The 19165-nt window shown below is 58.6% G+C and carries 18 protein-coding genes and 1 tRNA gene; 12 read left to right on the top strand and 7 right to left on the bottom strand.

The window, feature by feature from the left end; translation table 11 throughout:
- Nucleotides 1-67 precede the first annotated feature (67 nt).
- Nucleotides 68-3820 carry an Eco57I restriction-modification methylase domain-containing protein gene (locus tag LIX00_RS00310; protein ID WP_227354196.1) on the bottom strand — a complete coding sequence of 1251 codons (3753 nt, stop codon included), beginning with the start codon at nt 3818-3820 and terminating at the stop codon, nt 68-70.
- Nucleotides 3821-4135: 315 nt separating this feature from the next.
- On the opposite strand from LIX00_RS00310, the gene LIX00_RS00315 reads away from it, so the two are divergent.
- The 6 genes from LIX00_RS00315 to LIX00_RS00340 all read left to right on the top strand — a co-directional run bounded on the left by LIX00_RS00315 (nt 4136) and on the right by LIX00_RS00340 (nt 6939).
- Nucleotides 4136-4471 carry a hypothetical protein gene (locus LIX00_RS00315; RefSeq protein ID WP_227354197.1) on the top strand — a complete coding sequence of 112 codons (336 nt, stop codon included), beginning with the start codon at nt 4136-4138 and terminating at the stop codon, nt 4469-4471.
- Between the two features lie 51 nt (nt 4472-4522).
- The gene (locus tag LIX00_RS00320) at nt 4523-4738 is read left to right on the top strand and encodes a hypothetical protein (protein ID WP_227354198.1); all 216 of its coding nucleotides are present in this window, start codon (nt 4523-4525) and stop codon (nt 4736-4738) included.
- 259 nt (nt 4739-4997) lie between these two features.
- Complete coding sequence (locus tag LIX00_RS00325; protein WP_227354199.1) at nt 4998-5333, top strand: hypothetical protein; 336 nt, start codon at nt 4998-5000, stop codon at nt 5331-5333.
- 9 nt (nt 5334-5342) lie between these two features.
- Entirely contained in the window at nt 5343-5711 is a 369-nt protein-coding gene (locus LIX00_RS00330; protein WP_227354200.1) for a hypothetical protein, read from the top strand.
- Between the two features lie 15 nt (nt 5712-5726).
- Nucleotides 5727-6077, top strand: a complete 351-nt coding sequence (locus LIX00_RS00335; RefSeq protein ID WP_227354201.1) for a hypothetical protein — start codon at nt 5727-5729, stop codon at nt 6075-6077.
- A gap of 367 nt (nt 6078-6444) precedes the next feature.
- Complete coding sequence (locus LIX00_RS00340) at nt 6445-6939, top strand: hypothetical protein (protein ID WP_227354202.1); 495 nt, start codon at nt 6445-6447, stop codon at nt 6937-6939.
- A gap of 163 nt (nt 6940-7102) precedes the next feature.
- Here LIX00_RS00340 and LIX00_RS00345 read toward each other — a convergent pair whose 3' ends face one another.
- Together LIX00_RS00345 and LIX00_RS00350 are read right to left on the bottom strand one after the other, a co-directional pair.
- Entirely contained in the window at nt 7103-10816 is a 3714-nt protein-coding gene (locus tag LIX00_RS00345) for a hypothetical protein (RefSeq protein ID WP_227354203.1), read from the bottom strand.
- Between the two features lie 428 nt (nt 10817-11244).
- Complete coding sequence (locus tag LIX00_RS00350) at nt 11245-11385, bottom strand: hypothetical protein (protein ID WP_227354204.1); 141 nt, start codon at nt 11383-11385, stop codon at nt 11245-11247.
- A 93-nt stretch (nt 11386-11478) separates the two neighbouring features.
- Between LIX00_RS00350 and LIX00_RS00355 the strand changes: the two genes are divergently transcribed.
- Together LIX00_RS00355 and LIX00_RS00360 are read left to right on the top strand one after the other, a co-directional pair.
- On the top strand, nt 11479-12246 hold the full coding sequence (locus LIX00_RS00355) for a hypothetical protein (protein ID WP_227354205.1): 768 nt from the start codon (nt 11479-11481) through the stop codon (nt 12244-12246).
- A 216-nt stretch (nt 12247-12462) separates the two neighbouring features.
- Nucleotides 12463-12822, top strand: coding sequence for a hypothetical protein (locus LIX00_RS00360; protein ID WP_227354206.1), 360 nt, complete (start codon nt 12463-12465; stop codon nt 12820-12822).
- A 647-nt stretch (nt 12823-13469) separates the two neighbouring features.
- Here the strand turns inward: LIX00_RS00360 and LIX00_RS00365 are convergent.
- Nucleotides 13470-13541: transfer RNA gene (locus LIX00_RS00365), tRNA-Ala, on the bottom strand.
- A 286-nt stretch (nt 13542-13827) separates the two neighbouring features.
- Here LIX00_RS00365 and LIX00_RS00370 point away from each other — a divergent pair.
- From LIX00_RS00370 to LIX00_RS00385, 4 genes are read left to right on the top strand one after another with little or no spacing between them, the layout of a single operon-like run.
- On the top strand, nt 13828-14289 hold the full coding sequence (locus tag LIX00_RS00370) for a 30S ribosomal protein S15 (protein WP_227354207.1): 462 nt from the start codon (nt 13828-13830) through the stop codon (nt 14287-14289).
- 3 nt (nt 14290-14292) lie between these two features.
- A complete protein-coding gene (locus tag LIX00_RS00375) occupies nt 14293-15456 on the top strand; it encodes an exonuclease RecJ (protein ID WP_227354208.1) in 1164 nt (387 codons plus the stop codon).
- Nucleotides 15453-15728, top strand: a complete 276-nt coding sequence (locus LIX00_RS00380; protein ID WP_227354209.1) for a KEOPS complex subunit Pcc1 — start codon at nt 15453-15455, stop codon at nt 15726-15728. Before LIX00_RS00375 ends, LIX00_RS00380 begins: the two co-directional genes overlap by 4 nt.
- Complete coding sequence (locus tag LIX00_RS00385) at nt 15721-16356, top strand: 30S ribosomal protein S3ae (protein ID WP_227354210.1); 636 nt, start codon at nt 15721-15723, stop codon at nt 16354-16356. The genes LIX00_RS00380 and LIX00_RS00385 overlap by 8 nt, the downstream gene beginning before the upstream one ends.
- A gap of 78 nt (nt 16357-16434) precedes the next feature.
- On the opposite strand, the gene LIX00_RS00390 is transcribed toward LIX00_RS00385, so the two are convergent.
- The 3 genes from LIX00_RS00390 to LIX00_RS00400 all read right to left on the bottom strand — a co-directional run bounded on the left by LIX00_RS00390 (nt 16435) and on the right by LIX00_RS00400 (nt 19118).
- Nucleotides 16435-16857, bottom strand: a complete 423-nt coding sequence (locus LIX00_RS00390) for a cupredoxin domain-containing protein (protein ID WP_227354211.1) — start codon at nt 16855-16857, stop codon at nt 16435-16437.
- Nucleotides 16858-16935: 78 nt separating this feature from the next.
- Nucleotides 16936-18192 (bottom strand): Glu/Leu/Phe/Val family dehydrogenase, encoded by a 1257-nt coding sequence (locus LIX00_RS00395; protein WP_227354212.1) that lies wholly within the window; start codon nt 18190-18192, stop codon nt 16936-16938.
- 77 nt (nt 18193-18269) lie between these two features.
- Nucleotides 18270-19118, bottom strand: a complete 849-nt coding sequence (locus tag LIX00_RS00400) for an HpcH/HpaI aldolase/citrate lyase family protein (protein WP_227354213.1) — start codon at nt 19116-19118, stop codon at nt 18270-18272.
- Nucleotides 19119-19165: the final 47 nt, after the last annotated feature.

Raw genomic sequence — 19165 nt, forward strand, 5'->3', positions numbered from 1 at the left:
AGTTAGACAGAAAAGCATTGATAAACAACTGGGTCACAGATACCGCGAGCAACAGAACCATCGGGACTTAGAAGACCTCTAAGTAGTCCTCGATGACTTCGCGCTCGCCCTCAGTAAGCTTGAACAGGTTGTACACAGCCTCGTCTATCTCAGCTTCCAATTCCTCGATGCTCGTTTCTTCGACTGTCGCTCGGTCCCGCTCAAGTGCGTCGAGGAGTTCTTGCACGCCGTCATCAGTTTCTGGAATCGGGATGGCCTGTTCTTCTCCCTTTTTTACGTTGCGGCCATCGACGGCGGCGTGAACGTACTTCGCTTTGCGTTTGCGTTCCTCGCGGTCACCAGTATCCATTTGTGGTGCAGTAATTTCATCGGAACGCCCTGCAGTAACCACATAGCGACCATCGTCAAGTTCTTCAATATCGGCATTAACGGGATAGCGGCGGGTCTGCCACTCATAGTCAATGTAGCTGATAGTTCCGCCATAGTTGTCCATATATTTGTTCGGGAAGCTTCTAACTCTATTTTCTACATCGATTATTTTTCGTATCGTTTCCACCAGTTCACCAATTTTAGTTTCCTGCTCTCCACCGGTTTTGACTGGAAGACGTTCTTGATAACGAGTAAGGAATTGATAGTAGCCATTCTGTAGTGGCGAACTGGTTTGTTTAATGAAGAATTCAAGGGTTGATGAATTCAGTAAACCAAGTAGGAACTCAAGTTTAGGGCCAAATTCATCTATAATTTGTAAGAAGAATACTTTATTGAGGATGAATCTGCCATCTTTGTCTAGAGCGTAGTTATTCCGCTGAGACATTTCTGGGCAAATTATCTTTTCTACCTCCATAACTTCTTCAGAATGAGGTATGTTTAGCTCATACCATTTTTTGTCCTTGTTCTTGAACGTCGCGTCCTTGCGGCTCTCAAGCGCCTCTTTATGTTGTCGTAGATATTGATGTGCGTTTGGATATTCTTCAATTTCGACACCCTCAGTATATATTAAATATTCATCTGGATAGCCCATTTGGTATCTTTTGATATCACTTCCTCTGTAAATTGGCTTTAAAATACTCTGTTCGATGTTCCACTGTTTTACTTCTTTAGCACTCAATATGAAAACGGTATTTTTACCAGTCTTGATTCCAGCCGAAATTCGCTTGGTAATTTCACTTAAGCTATTCTCGGATTTCGACTGTAGACCTCGGAACAATTCATTAGCTTCCTCAGGCGTAAATCTCCATTCTCGCTCATCCAAGTCAGAGAACGGAGTTTTATATGTCGTATAGTATTCGGAGGTGTGGCGACCGTTCTTACGGATAACATCACGGATTTCTTCAAGCACACTCTCTACTTCGGAATCATCAGGTTTCTTCCTTCCATATACTACATTTATATCATAGTCTTCTTCAGGAGTAATATTCTCTAACACAAGAATACAAGGGTAGGCAGTTGCGTCTTCGAAGAAGTTACTCATCTCATAATTTGAAAACTCATCTATTTTTACGGTGTTTGCTAATGTCTTTCTCAATCCAGAACCATACGCTGTACTTGTGAATCGAGATGAAGTAATATAACCGAGTTTACCTCCCTCGTTTAGAAGCTCTGTTCCACGTTTAATGAAGTATATAGAGAGGTCTGCGTTACCGGAGTACACGTCCTCATAGAGTGATTGAAGAACTCTTTCCTTGTAATTCGAAAGAATAGACTCTTTACGAACATACGGTGGATTCCCAACAACGTAGTCGTATTCCATGTAGTTCTTGACGACGAGCGAGAGAACCGTGTCCTCAAACATCTTGAACAGGCGTCCATCACCGTGTTCGACGCGGAGATACCGAACGGTATCAAGAATGTCGTTCACGTACTCCTCGAAGAACTCCTCGACGCCCTCGTACTCACGGGTTGTATAGCGATGGATACCTTCTTCCAGTCCACCATAGTACTCCCACATCCCTTCATGCATGTGGTATTTCACCACGTCGAGGACGCCCTGTAACGCCGCATAGTATTCTCCGAAGTTTCGAATCTCGGCGTTCATCTTAGCGGTCTGGTGCTTCGGCATTCGAACACGCTGAACGAGGAACTCTCCTTCGCGCTCCGATTCATCCACCTCGTCCTCGTCAACTTCGACCGGGAGCGGAACGGGAATCAGCACATCCTGATTATCCTCAGTCATCGCGTCGAACGTCATCTGGGTCGTGTCGTCGTCCCCGAGGTCGATGCCCGTCAGTTCCCGTTCGTTCCGAAGCGTGTCAGTGCGGAAAATGGGCAGGCGTCGAATCGTGAAATCAGCGTTGCTTCGCTTCGCTTCCCGATACTTTGGCAGGATGGCGACCATGAACCGAATCTGAGCCATCAGCACTGCGAACGGGTGAATGTCCAACCCGACGATATGCGGGCGGGTACAGAGTTCGGTGAGGTGTTTCACCCAGTCCGGGTCGTCGTTGTATCGCTCCACGTCCTCGATGTACCGCTTCACAGCTTCCACGAGGAACGTCCCAGACCCACAGGACGGGTCGATAATTCGCTCGCTGGAAACACCCACGTCGTAGCCAACGCCGTCCATGATGTAGTCGATGACTGGCTGTGGCGTGTAGAACTCGCCGAGGGCCTTACGCGTTTCTGGGTCGAAGTATCGCTGGTAGAGGTTCCCGAGCGGGTCGCCTTCGATGCGGGAGAAGTCGAATTTCAGCACTGAGAAGACGACGTGGGCCACTGCGCGACTGAACCGCTCTCGCGTTGCCCGACTCACGCGAGATACTTCACTCCCGTCCTTCGCCACGTCACGGAACCGATTGTATGGATTCTTGTGTTGACTGGCGGTCTCCTCGGCGTAGCCGTCAGTCCACCAGATGAAAATGTCGTCCTCGAATAAGCTCTCGACGAGTTGGTTCCGCATGTCCTCAATCATTCCGTTCGCCGCGACCGGATATGCATCGAGGCTAATTTCGCCATCGAATCCACCGAGCGCGTCGAAGTACCGCCGGAGCCCTTTATTAGTTGGGAAGAACGCGTGGTCTACAGTAGCTTTCGATAGGAGGAGTCGTGCGAGGAGTGCGTGACCGCTCTCCAGACAAAACATGAAATCCCGAAGCGATTGCTTGCCGTCAACAAATGCATCCCACGACTTCGGTATCTCATCAGGCTCGCTGGCGTAACTCGCTTCCCAGAAATCGTAGGCCCCTTTCACGAACTTCGCTTCGTTCTCGTCACGGAGTTCCCGAAGTAGGTCAACCATCGCAGTCACGAGGTCGGCGAACGGACTATCCTCTTCCAATCGGAATGTGTCGAAGAAGTGTTCGCGCCCAAGTTCGCTGTCCAATTCCACTGCGTCGAGATTGTCGAGGTATTCGTTGACGCTTTCGGGATTCGTGATGTCCCACTCCGGTTTTTCGAGAGCAGCGACAATGTCTGCGGCATGGCTTTCGGTCGCTTCTTCGAGAGAGATTGCAAGCATCTCCGTGTGACCGTCACGGCTGTAGAGTTGGAGTTTTTCGCCGTTTGTTAGAACTCCGTAGTCGGCTTTCAACTCGTCCACGTAGTGAAAGAGTTGGTCAGTGTGAGCGTCGAGGTCGTGTCCCGATGTTTTGAACTCGTAGATTGCAGTAACGGCTTCATTAGCGTCCAGTGTCACGTAGTCCGGTCGTCGGTTATCTGGAAGTGTCCACTCGCTCCGCAAGTCGTGTCCTGCACCGGAATAGCCAAGGAGTGTGTAGAAATTCTCGTTCATAAATGCATTCTCCACGTCCTTCTCGCTCATATCATCGCCAATGCGGGCTGCAATGCTGTGGAGCGCATTATGAACTGACGACGTTTGGGTCATATCTTGCTGGAGACAGTGATACATTAAAAATCTCGTGTTTGAATTACAGATGACCCTCACGTAGATGGAGTTCGGGCGGTACACTTCGACTCTGAACCTACAAATGGTTCGCAGGTCATCGCACCGGTTTTGCCGAGAGTACACATCCGTGGAAGAGGCGAGAAGAGAGGAGAACGCCGCTATCAAAGACCCACACTGTTAGATGGTGTTAAGTCCCTGTTTCGGGGGTATTCTCGTGGTTACTCTCGAACTGAACGACACAAACAGTAGCCGCTGTTTAACTGTGAACTGATTGTCGTATTGCCGGAGGTAGCCATGAAAGCACTCAAATTACTCGTGGCATTCGCCGTCATCACCAGTATTGCCGTCGGTGGCGTTGCCGCGCAAGAACAAGAAAACGAATTCGAGCAAGGCGCTGACGCCGACGTTGACCAAGAACAGTACGTCTCGCAGACGAACGTGAACGTCCAAGACGATAACACCGCCGTGGCGCTTGGCAAGTGGAGTGATGCGACGGCAGTGCAGGCAAGTGAGCAGTCCAACAGCAACTCGCAGACTGGTGTCGCAATCGCCTCGAACTACGCTAAAGATGTCGAGCAGGAGAATGAGGTTGAGGACGGTGGGGGCCGTGGTATTGGTGGTGGCAGATAATCACGGAGAGCAGCAATGAGATTGAAACCATTCCTAACGGTCGCACTCGCAGTGGCACTCCTCTCAACAGTGTTCGCCGGTGGTGCTCTGGCACAAGATGGCGGTGACGCGGTTGCCATTCAGACGAACGACCAGAGTAATTCGAACGCACAGACAGGAATCGCCATCGCCGAGAATACCGCTGAGGACATCGAGCAGGAAAATGAACTAGACGACAGCATACCGGTTCCACCACCACCCCAACCCAGTGACCCAGGCGAAACCTAATCAAACCGCGGAGCGACAGTGACGCCGCTACCCATATTTTCCTCCGACCCACCTACACTATTGTCCAGTAGACGCCTTTCCAGAGTGACTGTTTCAGCAGTTAGTATATCATACTAACCCGCTGACCATAGCGGTGCTCAACGACTGGAGTCTCAACCACGGATTTCGGCGGTGCTATCGTGGTTACTCTCGATGTGAAGAAGATGAACGGTTGGGGCTGTTTAACAGTGCTCTGCGTGTCGTGGAGTCGGAGGTAGCCATGAAAGCACTCAAATTACTCGTAGTATTTGCAGTGATGACCAGCATCGCTGTTGGCGGAGTAGCCGCGCAAGAACAAGAAAATGAGTTCGAACAGGACGCTGAGGCCGAGGTGGAGCAATACCAAGACGTCGAGCAGACAAACGTGAATGTGCAGGACGATAACCTCGCCGTGGCGGCCTGGGGTGGCGATGCAACTGCCGTGCAGGCAAGTAACCAGGCTAACGAGAACTCACAGACTGGAGTCGCGGTCGCCTCGAACTCCGCTGAAGACGTCGAGCAGGAAAACGAGATAGAAGATAGGAGTGGTGACAACAATGTTGGTGGCAGAGGGTAACCCCAACGGATGACAATGAAACTGAAAGCACTCTTAACGGTCACACTTGCGATAGCACTTCTCTCGACAGTACTCGTTGGCAGCTCGATGGCCCAAGAGCAAGCAAACGAATTCGAGCAGGAGGCTGACGCTGAGGTCGAGCAATACCAGGATGTTGAGCAGCTCAACGTAAACGAACAGTCAGACAACGTCGCAGCAAGCAGTGGCGGTGATGCAACTGCCGTACAGGCGAGCGAGCAGTTCAATAGCAACTCGCAGACCGGCGTTGCAGTCGCGTCGAACACTGCCGAGGACATTGAGCAGGAGAACGAGGCGGATGATGAATGTGATGGTATTCTACTACCGGACGGCACTTGCCGACCACCAGCGCCCAGCTAATTACGGAGTAAACCAATGAGACTGAAACAACTTCTCACCCTTGGCATTGCACTGGTACTCGTGACGACGGTTTTTGCTGGCAATGTCGCTGCGCAAGAACAAGAAAATGAGTTCGAGCAGGACGCCGAGGCCGAAGTAGACCAGTATCAAGATGTATCGCAGACGAACGTGAACATCCAGGAAGACAACACTGCTATAGCAGCGTGGGGCGGTGACGCCACTGCTGTGCAAGCGGGTGAACAGAGTAACGAAAATTCGCAGACCGGCATCGCAGTCGCGTCAAACTATGCTGAAGATATTAGTCAGGAGAATGAAATCGACTTCGAAGACAACAGCCCGCCACCCCCGCCACCGATTGACGTCTAATCACACTAAAGGGCGGCAGTGACGCGATTACCCATTTTCTGCGAACCAAGTGAACCAGAGGGCTTGGTCTCTGGGGGGTGGCGCGTTATGGGGTCACCTCGTCGTTTATCACCGCACAAATCTCACAGGTATGCTCGCTCGCCGAATCATACGGTACCGGTTCTCCGATGAGGGTTTCTTTGATGTAGTCTAATTTACTCATCCGTGATAATTCATACAATCGGTTAAATCAGCCTTTCGCCACCGTTTGTCCATAAGACTCTGAACTGTATCGTTAGCCCAGGCAGCTCGCTCCTGCAAGACGATACCAATAGACCGCTGCATGAATTTAAGTCCATGACCGACATCTTTCTTGACAAGAGAAGCGATGAGCACGAATTACCTCGCCGCAGAGGTACCACCAGAGAAAGACCCCGCCGACTACTCGTACGTCGAACGCAGAGCCGACTTGCTCGACCGTGTCCTGGCGGCGGGCTCCAGAAAGAACATCCACCAAGCCCGTCTCGCGGAGGTCTACGACGTATCGCCAGCCCAGATTTCGAAAGATATGGCGCGTATTGGTGATGACGTGGCGGACCATCTCACGAACGACCTCGAACTCCAAACGGTCGCGATGTATGAGCATACGGTCGAACAGTTGCGTGCCGACGGGCGCTACAAAGCGGCATGGGACGTGCATCTGGACTTCCTCGACTGGGTCGATTATTCACCCGAGGCAGCAGCGAACGAGACAGATACGACTGACACGGAACAGGACGACGTCCGCAAGCTACCACAGGAAACCAAGCGTCTCATGGCCCAATTAACCCACACCGACCACGACACCTCCGAGGAGACGACTCCACCTGCATCACAGAGTTAATCGATGAAGCGGTAAAGCCGTTCTCCAAGTCAGAGAAACCTGTAGCGAGCGTTCTGGCGGTGAAAAATTAACTCTACTTTACCCGCGGTGAACGGCTGTAGTCTGGGGGTGCCGTCGCTGGCAGGTGAGGGCGAATAGCCTGTATGGAGTGGGTCAATTCCGGTCAGCCGGGTGGAGGTGCGCCGTCGAGTACCGTCGAAAGCGTTGTCTGGCCCATCGGTTCGCCAGGTGACGGGCTGCTCGCGGTATCAGTACCTTGATTCCATGCGAAGTTGCGGAAATCTCGCGTATAGAGTACAATATGCGATTCTTCTGCAACCGTGTCACCGGCTCCGTCAGCGATGGCCGGGAGGTCGACGGTGCCGTTGCGGTCGAAGTCGGTGAGGCCGATATCGGCCCACCGAGTGACGCGTCCGTCGTCGGGGTCAGTCCGGCGGGCAAGATGGCCAGTATCGGCGAACATCGTGAGGATTTGTCGCACCCGTCGTTCACTGATGGTGACGGCATCGTGGGCGGCGACCGCGGCGGTGGTCACTCCGGTGGTTCCGTCTCCGTCGCGAGTGAGCAGGTCGGTCGTCGCGTCAAAGACGCTCTGTTCGCCGGCACTCCGGGTGTCGACGTGTGCAGTAGCGTGGATGGGAAACCAGTCGGGGATGGCCGCCGTATCCAGAATCACGGTCGCAGGTTTGTTGGCGGTGCGCCCGACGCGAAGCGCCACTTGGGCAGTATCGGCCTCCCGCATCTGTTTAAGGACGGCATTTCCAACGGCACTTCCGTAATCACGCTCAGTCCCCTTCCCGACAGGGTCGATGGTTTCGTTCAACCACGCCGCCCGTCGTCGGAGTTCGTGGTCGCCATGGTGAGCCGACCCGAGGACAACCGCGAGCGATTCATCGCCGTAGGTATCTGACCCGCGGAGGTTGCCGCGGTGGTCCATCAGCTTGGCGAGATTCGCGTCGCCAGTGAAGTGGTCTTCATACTGGTCACGCACCTTCTTTGACGTGAAGACGACCGGCGGCGTGCCACCGCCGTACTGGTCGCGTACAGCCGCGCACAAAGCGGCGTCGTGTGCGGGGTTCGTCCATCGACCAGATGAATACGGTTTGATGGCGTCAGTACTTTGAATGTAGGTATTGGCGAGCGTCTCGCCGAGGAACGCGGCACGTTCATCATCGTCTAGTATTTGGACGTGATTCATCGGACGGCCGAGCGCCCGTTCCCATTCGAGAGGGTCATCATCGACGAGGAGCGGGGTGCCGTCCAATCCGATGACAGCCTTCGTATAGGAGAGTTCGGGCGGCGTTTGGAACTCAACGTGATAGGTACCGTTCTGCTCACTCGTGGTAAAGAACTGGGCGGCGTTGTTGATGCCGGGGAGACTTGTCCGTTCAAACGGCTCGCCCGGTGCTATCGGGTCGGCGTTGAGGATGGTAAAGACGGCGAGCGGCGCGTAGGCGTGATACCCCATCAGTTCGAAGTCGACGGCATTGCGCTCGTCGGGTTCGAAGTCGAATTCGGGGCGGGTGAACCATGCGAGCGCACGCTTGCGGCGTTCTGCGTTGGTGCGGACGGCGAGGAGGTCGTTCCAGTCGTCGATTGGTGGTGAGTCATGGAGAGCGAGAAAGGCGTTCACGCCGCGAATAAGCGCTTCGCCGTCGAGCCGGGTCGTAAACACGTCTTCGCCGGCTTCGTCGAAGACCACGTGGCGGCCTTGTCCGACCTGGGGGAGGTGTGTATGTGCGTGATGCCCGATGATGACCTGATAATCGTCGAGCTCAACTGCCATCTTCGCGCGATAGGGACACTCCGCGTCGCCATCCTCGCACGGGAGGTCAAGGAGGTCGTGAATCGTCTGTGGTTGAACCTCGTGCTGATAGAGCTTTTGGGCCCGGTCTCTGATGGCGTCGTCGAACTCGCCGGTGAATGTGGGACAGTCACGGAAGACGGATGGAAGGGTATAGATGTCGTCAGGGTCGAAGCCGACCTGTTCGGCGTATCTCGTTCCCTGTTCGTACAACCCTTCGCGTTTCGCGAGGTATGCAATCGGTTCGTCGCGCTCGCGGGCAACTTTGAACGTGCTGTAGGACTTCCCACTCCCCATAATTGCGTCAATCACGACTTGGTCGTTGCCCTGCATCGCCGTGTCGAGTTCACCGGCAACGCAGGCACGAATATCGTCGATAGTGGGGGCATCCGTCGCTGCATCAACCAAGGCCAAGGGGATGTCGGCGCGGGCGCGAGGAGAGTTTGGGAGCGTGACCGTGGCGGCGACCGCGTCGGTCGTGGTACTTTCGGAGGCGTTGTACTCGGGAATGGCGAAACCAAGGGCACGAAGGTAGTCAACACCGCGCCACCAATCGGCACCGTCGGCGATGTGTCCGCGCGGCCAATCCTCGTTAGCGATAAGCGCCATCTCGACGACGGTGCCGTGGTGGTTCTGGCCAGTGTCGACCCACACGCCCTTCGTCGTGTTGATGTAGTTCGCGGTACCGTTCGCGTCCGGCCCCCATATCGGGACGAACGCGCGATGCCCAGCACTGGTTCCGGCGTCGTCGTTCCACGCATGGACGATGGTCTTCTCGGCGACGCGTTCGGCATCCAGCGTGTCGATAGCAACGAAGATATCGCGAATGTCGCTGGTTATCTCGTCGGCCGTCGTCGCCATGGGGTCGTGGCCGGAGAGGTCGTAGTTATCGTGGTTAGTTGAGCCAGCCGGCGTCGCGCCCGCCGGGATGTCACTGGCACGGTCGTCGTCGACCCACGCGTCGAGTGCCGCCCGCCAATCGTCGTGGTCGGCGGTGTACTCGGGCCACAATCCCTCGACAAGGGCTCCAACACGGTCGGCGTACGTGGGGTCGGTGAGCTCCTCACCCCATGCGGCCGTCTCAGCAATTAACTCGTCGGAAACGGCATCGACGGGCGTCGGGTCGTACTGGACATCCGTCGTGTCGATGGGCGTGACGACGGAATCGTACTCAGCGTGGAATGACAGTGGGGCCTTGTACTGCCGGTTCTTGTTGTTCACCCAGTCCGGGTCGAGGAGGTCGTTTGCGCCATCGACGCTTTCGTACACATTGGCTTCGGCCACCTCCAAATAATCACGTTCGCGGTTACGCAGTTCCGCAAACACACGCCGGCGGGCGTCACGGTCGTCGGCGAAGTGCTCGGCGATGGGCAGCGTCGCCGCAGGCGGACCGAAGATGTACGCACCGCCAACGCTGTCGAGCATCGAAACAGCATCACGCCCGCCGTACAATGCTCCTACTTCGGCAGCGAAAGCGGCAAGCGCGGCCTCAATCGTCTCCTGTTTTCCAGGGGCGAGCGTTCCGGCGTCGCGCTGGGCTTTCAGGGAGTCGCTGGCCAGGTCGATATCGCCCCAGACGGCATAACCCTGAATGTCGCCATAATCGGGCGTCGGTTTTTCGTCGTCCTGCCACGTCGTGCCATCGTCAGTCCGGCACGGCACGGTGCGAATCGTCGCCGGGTCTTTGTATGAGGTAATTGCGTACACGCACCGGTCAGCACGGTCGTAAATCGTCTCGCGGTCGTCCGCAAGCGTTGCGACCCGCCCCAGTTGGTCGAAGCCCTGTTCATGCAGGTCGAGGTCATCATGCTGGCGCTTGATATACCATCCGTAGTAATCGTTCAACCCCAGCGTTGGACGACCGTCAAGCGTCGCAATGGCCGCATGCGCGGGTTCGATACGTCGATAATAGTCGTGCACTGCGATGGAGGTCTCGGAGCAATTTGTTGCGATAGCCTCACGCTGGTCGTCCCCGTGGCCGAGGTCGGGCATGACGCTCACGGTCGCCGTCGTGGCCGTGACCGTTGTCGTCACCGTCGCCGCAGTCGCGACTACGTGCGTCCCTTGGGTCATCGGTTCCCTCCATCCGTTACCTCGCGCTGGCAATACTCGCAGATATAGACGGGAATATCGTGCGTCAAAACAACCGATTTCGTCACCCCATGCACCTCGCAGCGAGGTGGTCGGTCGACCCGCCCATTCATCGGGTGCCCTCCCGCGATGCAATGCCGAGACGCACGGCTAGTGTAACCGCCACGAGGACGCGACGAATGAGGTGATGCAATCGGAATCGTCTGGATGTGATAGTGGTCATGGGTTGTGAATTGGAGTTCCGACACACGCTTGTGCCCTCGTGGGGCAGAACCTATATGGGGGAATCCATGGGTATTGGAAGTACGGCCGTGAAGTCCGCCTCATTGCGGGCTGGCGTGCCGTCGGATGTACGCGTCCACCGACTGCCTGTGGCTGGGTGAGGTGGTGGACGCGTAGGTCTTGTCGTGTTATTCGCCCTCCTGGTCGGGCTCTGACGCGGTCTGTTCGAGCATCCGCTCCAGAATGTCCGCATATGTCTCCCCTTTGATACCACGCGCTTTGATGCGGTCCCGAATCGTTTCGGGGAGTTGTATGCTAGTCGTTGCCATAAATAATGCATAGTATTGTAGCACTATAGTTCTATTCCCCAAGTAACCAGAGTTATTACCCGGCATCTCGAACAGAAAACCGATAACTTACCCATGAAAAACGAGGATAGTTTCGACGGCCCTCAGACTGAGTGGAGCACCGACCTACCGCTTCCCGGCGGTGAAGATGACCCAGAGCGTCGCCTCCGCGGGTTTCTCACCGAAACCGACGTGAAATTCCTTCGTGATGACCTTGAGCCGAGTGACCCCGCCGAACGTCGGCGCAAGCTCTATCAGCGTGGCCGCTCGGCCGTGATGGACTTTACACTCTTACACGAGTGCCTCACCGACACCCATCTTGACTTCATCTTCTTCCCCGAACGTGATGGCCGCGCCAAGCGCGCACTCATGGAAGACGAAGCGACGTGGCTCCGGCGCGGGATGATTGACATGCTTGCTGTCCTCCATCGGGTGACACTCGACACGGACGCCGCAACCGAGAGTGTCCAGCCCGATACATTCGAGTGGCTCAACGAGCGCGGGCAGTATCGCGCATCCCGCGAGTACCGAAGCGTCGGTGACGTTCGTGCCCTCGTTGAACGCGGGCAGCCTGAGGAACTGACCGAGGCTGAGAAAGATTGGTATTTGCGTGCGCTTGCGAACGGCACGCTTGACGACCTCGATGATGATGCGGCGTGGTTTCCAACGACGACGCCCGGCACAGCCACCGACGCTCGTGACCCCGAGGCCGACTCTGCATACCAGAACCTGACCGGAAAGGGAACATTCGACGTGGCAGACCATATCTATGTAGCGCCCGAGGAGGCTGAGTTCTACGACCCGGAGAAGGACGACGACCAAGAACACGAAGACGACGCATGAGACAGCCGCAACTGTCGGCGATAGAATCGCGACCGGTAGTGCGGATAGCACGTGAAGGTGTCGGAGTGGCACACCAGCGAGACTATGGTGAACCCCGCAACCGGTGATAGGTTTTAGTGGGCGTGCTGAATACAGGGCGCGTATCGGTCACGGGCCACCCCACCGTTCACAGTGTAGAGCATACGCTTATCTGGAACCAGCGCAGAAACTATCTAAATGAATGTACCAGAATCAATCCGTGATATTGGAGAACGTCCCCTTGGCCGTGTTCTGGTGATTCTCGTTGGTCTCTGCCTTGTCTTTGGGGTAATGACACTGTTCCTTCCAATTCGTCCTCTAATTTGGTGGTCTCTCCCGGTTTTACTCATTATTTGGGGAATCTCGACACTATATCGTTACGGAGTAGGAAAATCTCTGACTCTGCTTGCTGGTTGTCTGCTCATACTCGGCGGAATCACACGTGCCTTGTTCCAACTCATTTCGATGAGTGAATTCATCGGAACTGTGGCTAATCTTGTCCCGCTCGCGGGCATTTTTGCTGAAATGTTTGCTCACCACTACCGCGAGAATAAATAACTGCATCACACTTTGCTAACTACGTCGACGTGACAGCTGGTTCACCACTCTTTAGCCGGAACAAACGAGTTCAATTTGACGAATACAACCTCTCTATTCGGCACGTCAATTCTATCAGTCGTTGAGGATTTCTACAGAGCCACCAGCAATGCTCTCCTTGGGTGATGAAAAGTACTGGTCGAATGGGTGGTGGTGACGATACGTTTATGCAGCCACCCACATTTAGCTCTCTGCGAATCGAGGGACAGCACCGATGGCAACCTAGAGCAGGTTCAAATCACCTTGCCGGTTTGCGCGTACGTGAGAAAAATATCCCACCGCAGGCTGTTGGCTTCCCTGATAAAAAGAACTCCTCAGAGTCGGTTCATAGCGCTTTTATCATCTCTGTTTTCATTCAATGCACTGGTGGACAGTTCCCACACCTTGAAGGGTGGCAGTACATGTTCGTCGAACCTGAAGAGTTATGATGTCACTCTGCTACTGGAATGTTGTAGAACGCCCGACCGAGGCGTGCCGGGAGTGAGGAACGATTGGAATCCAGATGGCGTAAATTGCCGGTAAACCGCTTGGAATCCAAGCCAAAACCGGGCTATCCGATATAAGGAACTCTACGCCGTCTACGGAATGTGGAAAATGCGCGAAGCGCATGGACTCGCCGGGATTTGAACCCGGGGCCTCTCCCATGCCAAGGGAGTGATCTACCACTGATCTACGAGCCCGCGTCTGCAGTCAGTTCTTCCCTGCGACCATTGATAAACCTCTCGAAATCCGCGCACCCCCGCCGGAGCGTGTCACACCGACTCGTCCGCTCGACCGACCGAATGGAAACCCTTTAACCGCTGAGAGGGGAAACGGGCGTAGGGAACGGCACAGCCGCAAATCCGACTCGTCGCGAACGTACTTTGACGCGACTTGGGATTGCGGACGTGCAACGTGACTCTCGTCACGACTGGCGGAACCCGCCGCCAGCACTCTAGCGGCTCGTGCAGTTCCTATCCTCGAACAATGGCACGAATGCACACCCGACGCCGCGGCTCGTCCGGTTCCGACCGGCCCGTGGCAGACGAACCACCGGAGTGGAGCGACGTAGATGCGGGCGACGTGGAAGACCGCGTCGTCGAACTCGCGGAGCAAGGCTACAGCCCCAGCCAAATCGGGCTGAAGCTCCGCGACGAGGGCGTGACCGGCACGCCCGTCCCCGACGTGAAACTGGCCACCGGCAAGAAAATGACCGAGATTCTGGAGGAGAACGACGCGGGCTCCGACCTGCCCGAAGACCTCGAGAATCTGATGGAGCGCGCCGTGCGCCTCCGCGAGCACGTCGACGAGAACCCGCAGGACAAGCAGAACAAGCGCGCCCTGCAGAACACCGAATCGAAAGTTCGCCGCCTCGTGAACTACTACCGCGGCGACGAACTCGACGAAGACTTCACGTACACCTACGACGTGGCGAAAGAACTCCTCTAATAGATGTCGACGTCCGGCCGAACCGCTTCCGAGGACGCCCACTCCGCGAGCGAGGTGGCCGCGGCGCTCCGCGACGCCGACTTCGTTCGAATCGTCGCGCAGGCCGACGGCGACTCACTCGCGGCGAGCGGCGTCCTCGCCCGCGCGTGCGCCGACGCCGGAATTCCGTTCCAGGTGAGCGCCGCGCGCTTCCCGGCTCACCGCGCCGAGACCGACGACCGCTCCGTCGTCGCGACGGTCGGTGCGACGGGCGGCGACGTGTCGCTCCTCGGGCGGTCGGCCAGCGTCGCGGCCTACGAAGCCGCGGACGAACTCGGCGAAACGCCGGACCCTGTGCTGGCACTCGCCGGCATCGCGGCGGCCGGCGTCCTGCCGGGCGAGGACGAGAGCGCGCGGCTGCTGGACGCCGCGGGCGACCGACTCGCGCGCAAACCCGGCGTCGCGACGCCCACGAACGACCTCGCGGACGGGTTGGCACACTCGACGCTGATTCACGCGGGATTCTCCGGCGACGCGGAGGCGGCGCAGGCCGAACTCGCGGAACTGGGTCTTCCGGTCGACCTCGACGACGACGCCCGCCGACGGGTCGCCTCGCTCGTCGCGCTCTCGGTCGCGGGGCCGGAGGGCGCGACGCCGCGGGCGGGCGACGCCGTCGAGCGCGCGCTTCGCCCCTACGAACTCGCGGACGGACCGTTCGCGACGCTCGGCGGTTACGCCGACGTTCTCGACGCTGTCGCGCGCGAACAGCCCGGAACGGGCGTCGCGCTGGCGCTCGGACACGACGCTCGCGCGCCGGCGCTCGACGCGTGGCGCGACCACGCGAGCGCGGCGCACGCGGTGCTCCGAGAGGCGACGACGGGACGCTACGACGGCCTGTTCGTCGCCCGAACGGACGACGCGCCGGTCGAGACGGCGGCCCGACTGCTCGGCGACTTCCGGTCGCCGGAGCCGATCGCGCTCGTCGTCACGGACGCCGAAGCCGCAGCGGTTTCGGTGGACGACCGCGAACCCGACGACCCCGAAGCGGGCGTCATCGGACTGGGCAACGCGATGCGGCGGGCCGCGTCGGCGGTCGGCGGCGACGGAACGGGAAGCGCGCGCCGCGGTTACGCGCGGTTCGACGCGGACGCGAAGGAGTTCCTTTCGGCGTTCCGGGAGGCGCTATGAGACGAGCGACGATTCGCACGGAACTGGAGGACGCCGACGTTATCGCGGCGTCGGTCGCGCCCGACAACACGTCCGAAATCGAGACGAACGTGGAGGGCGGCGCGGTCGTGACGACGATAGAACGCGGGACGACCGGCGGTCTCCAGTCCACCGTGGACGATTACGTCGTGAACCTCTCGGTGGCGGAACAGGTGGTACGGACGGCGAAGACGACACCGACAACTCAGACAGCACAAACGACGAACGACGATACCAACACGAACCATGAGTGAACGATCAGTCTCCAAGAAGTCACAGCAAAAGCGGTGGTACACGGTCCACGCTCCCGAGCAGTTCGACCGCGCGGAGCTGGGAACGACCCCCGCCGACGAACCGAATCAGGTGCTCGGTCGCACCATCGAAACGACGCTCGGCGAGTTGACGAACAACGCCAGCGAGAACAACACGAAACTGACCTTCAAGATCAACGACGTGGGGAGCGACGCGGCCTACACCGAGTTCGTCAAGCACGAACTCACCCGCGACTACCTGCGTAGCCTCGTGCGACGCGGCGCCTCGAAGGTCGAGGCGTACATCACGGTGCTGACCGCGGACGACCACCGCGTTCAGATCCAGCCCGTCGCGTTCACGACGAAGAAGGCGGACCACAGCCAAGAGAAGGCCATCCGCCGGACGATGATCGACCTCGTCAGGGAGGCCGCGCGAGACCGCACCTTCGACGACCTCATCGACAGCGTCGTCGAGGGTCGCCTCTCCAGCGCGATCTACGGCGAGGCGAAGACCATCTATCCGCTTCGCCGGGTGGAGATCCAGAAGGCGACGTTGGAAGCCCACCCCGAGGAGGTCGCGGAAGAAGAAGAGACCTCCGTGGACGTGGAAGAAGAGGACGTGGAAGTTTAATCGACTTCGTTTTTTGCGCGGGCGACAACGCGGTTTCTCGCGGAGCCGCGGCCGTCGCGAAGTGGTCGCGGAGCGGCGCTACTCGGTGACGACGACGGTGCCCGACATACCATCCACCTCGTGAGGGATGCAGAAGTAGGAGTAACTCCCCGGAACCTCGAACGTGTGCTCGAACGTCAAGTTCGGGTCGATGGTGCCTCGACCCTTCTGCCACGCTTTGCGGGCCGCCTGCTCGGAGTCGAAGCCGCCCGACGCGAAGTACTCGGCCCCGTCCGGGATGCCGTCCTGGTACGCCGTCACGCTGTGTCTGCGCATGTCGGTGTTCGTCCAGACGACGGTCTCGCCGGCCTTCACTTCGAACTTCCGCGGGTTGAAGGAACTCGACCCCATCGAGATGTCGCCCTCGGGGGCGTTCGACCCGGTGTTCGTCAGAGCCGCGCACCCCGACACCGTGGCGGACGTCGCGCCGACGACCCCGGCCAGAAACGCTCGGCGGTTCATAGCCGAGGGTCGGGTCGCCGAGGGTATATGTCTCTCGAAACGCGATTCGCGCGGTCGTCGCGGTTTCCGCCCCGCCCGTTAGGGCCAGTTGCCGCCTTCCTCGTAGGCGTCGATGACGCGCTGGAGGGCGACGACGTACGCCGCGGTGCGGAAGTTCGGCAGGTCGTGTTCCTCGTAGGCGCTCGTCAGGTCGTCGAAGGCGTTGACGATGACGCTCTCGAGTTCGTCGTTGACGCGCTCTTCCGACCAGTGGAACCGCTGGCGGTTCTGCACCCACTCGAAGTACGACACCGTCACCCCGCCCGCGTTGGCGAGGATGTCGGGGAAGACGTGCACGCCGCGCTCCGTGAGCACGTCGTCGGCCTCGGGGGTGAGCGGTCCGTTCGCGGCCTCCGCGATGACGTCGGCCTGCACCTCGCGCGCGAGTTCGTCGTCGATGGCGTTCTCCAGCGCCGCGGGCACGAGCAGGTCGACGTCGAGCGTGAGCAGGTCGTCGTTGCCGAACTCCTCGTCCGCGCCGGCGTAGCCGACGACGCTGCCCGTCTCGTTCTTGTGGTCCTTCACGTCGCGGGCGTGAAGCCCCTCGGAGTTGTAGACCGCGCCGCTGGAGTCCGAGACGGCGACGATTTTCGCGCCGAGGTTCTCCAGCAGTTTCGCGGCGATCCACCCCGCGTTGCCGTACCCCTGCACGGCGACGGTGGCGTCTTTCATCTCCTTGTCGAGGTAGTCGAACGCCTCGCGGGCGGTGAGCATGGTCGAGCGCCCCGTCGCCTCGACGCGGCCCTCGCTCCCGCCGGAGTCGAGCGCCTTACCGGTGATGACGCCCGGAGCCGTCGTGTTTTCCAGCGTCTCGTAGGTGTCCTTTATCCAGTTCATCTCCCGCTGGCCGGTGTTCACGTCCGGCGCGGGGATGTCGCGGTCGACGCCGATGAACGGGCGGAGTTCCGTCGCGAAGGAGCGCGTGATGCGCTCCAACTCCGCCTCGCTGTACTCGTCGGGGTCGATGACGATGCCGCCTTTCCCGCCCCCGTAGGGGATGTCCACGACGGCCGTCTTGTAGACCATCCATCCGGAGAGGGCTTTCACCTCGTCTCGGCTGACGTTGGGATGGTAGCGGATGCCGCCTTTGTACGGTCCGCGGTCGCCGTTGAACTGCGAGCGGAACGCCTTGAAGACCTCGATGGAGCCGTCGTCCATCTCCACGGAGAGGTTCGTTTCGAGCACCCGCTCGGGATGCTTGAGCCGTTCGAGGACGTCGTCGGACGCGTCGATGTACTCGGCCGCGTCGTCGATCTGCTCCTGCAGGCTCTCGAACGGATTGGCTTGTTCTGACATCGTCTGTCAGTGACACCCACCCACTGTTAAGCGTGGCGAAATTCGGGACCGACCGGCTTCGATTCGGGGTGAGGGGTTCAGTTACCGGAGGCGCGAGCGTACTCGAGGATGCGCTCCGCCTGCGCGACGAGAGGGGCGTCTATCATCTCTCCCTCGACCCGAAAGACGCCGCGACCCTCCTCGTCGGCCTCCGCTTTCGCCGCCAGCACCCTCTCGGCCCACTCGACGCGCTCCGGGTCGGGCGCGAACGCCTCGTTGATGGGTTCGACCTGCGACGGATGGATCGCCATCTTCCCGTCGTAGCCGAGTTGGATGGCGAACTCGGTCTCCTCGCGTACTCCCTCCGGGTCCCCGAAGTCGGTGTAGACGGTATCGATGGCGTCCACGCCCGCGGCGCTCGCGGCCAGCACGACGCGCTCGCGGGCGTAGAGCACCTCCGTCCCCTCGTCGGTTCGGGTCGCCCCGATGTCCGCAGAGAGGTCTTCCGCGCCGAAGGCGAGGGCGTCGGTCGCGTCCGCCGCGCCGATCTCGTCGGCGGCGAGCACCCCGGAGGCGGTTTCGACCAGCGCGACGACGGGCACGTCGCAGTCGTGCTCGTCGAGGAGGCGGGACAGCGTCTCGACGTCGTCCGCCGACCCCGTTTTCGGGAGCATGACCGAATCGAGCGAGTCCGCGCCCGCCGCGATTTCTCGCAGGTCGTCGTCCGCCGCGACCCCGGTCGGGTTGACCCGAACGCACACCTCGCAGTTCGGTTCGAACTCCGGGTCGGCGAGCGTGTCCCGAACCGCCTCGCGCGCCTCGTCCTTTCGGTCGGGCGCGACGGCGTCCTCCAAGTCGAACACTATCACGTCCGCCCCCGCTCCGGGCGCTTTGCGCAGCATCTCCGGACGGTCGCCCGGCGTGAACATGACGCTTCGTCGTGGCATACGCGAGGCGACGCGCGGGTTCGATTTCAACCCACCGGGATTATGTT

The sequence above is a fragment of the Haladaptatus salinisoli genome, assembly GCF_020614375.1.
Taxonomy (GTDB): Archaea; Halobacteriota; Halobacteria; order Halobacteriales; family Haladaptataceae; genus Haladaptatus; species Haladaptatus salinisoli.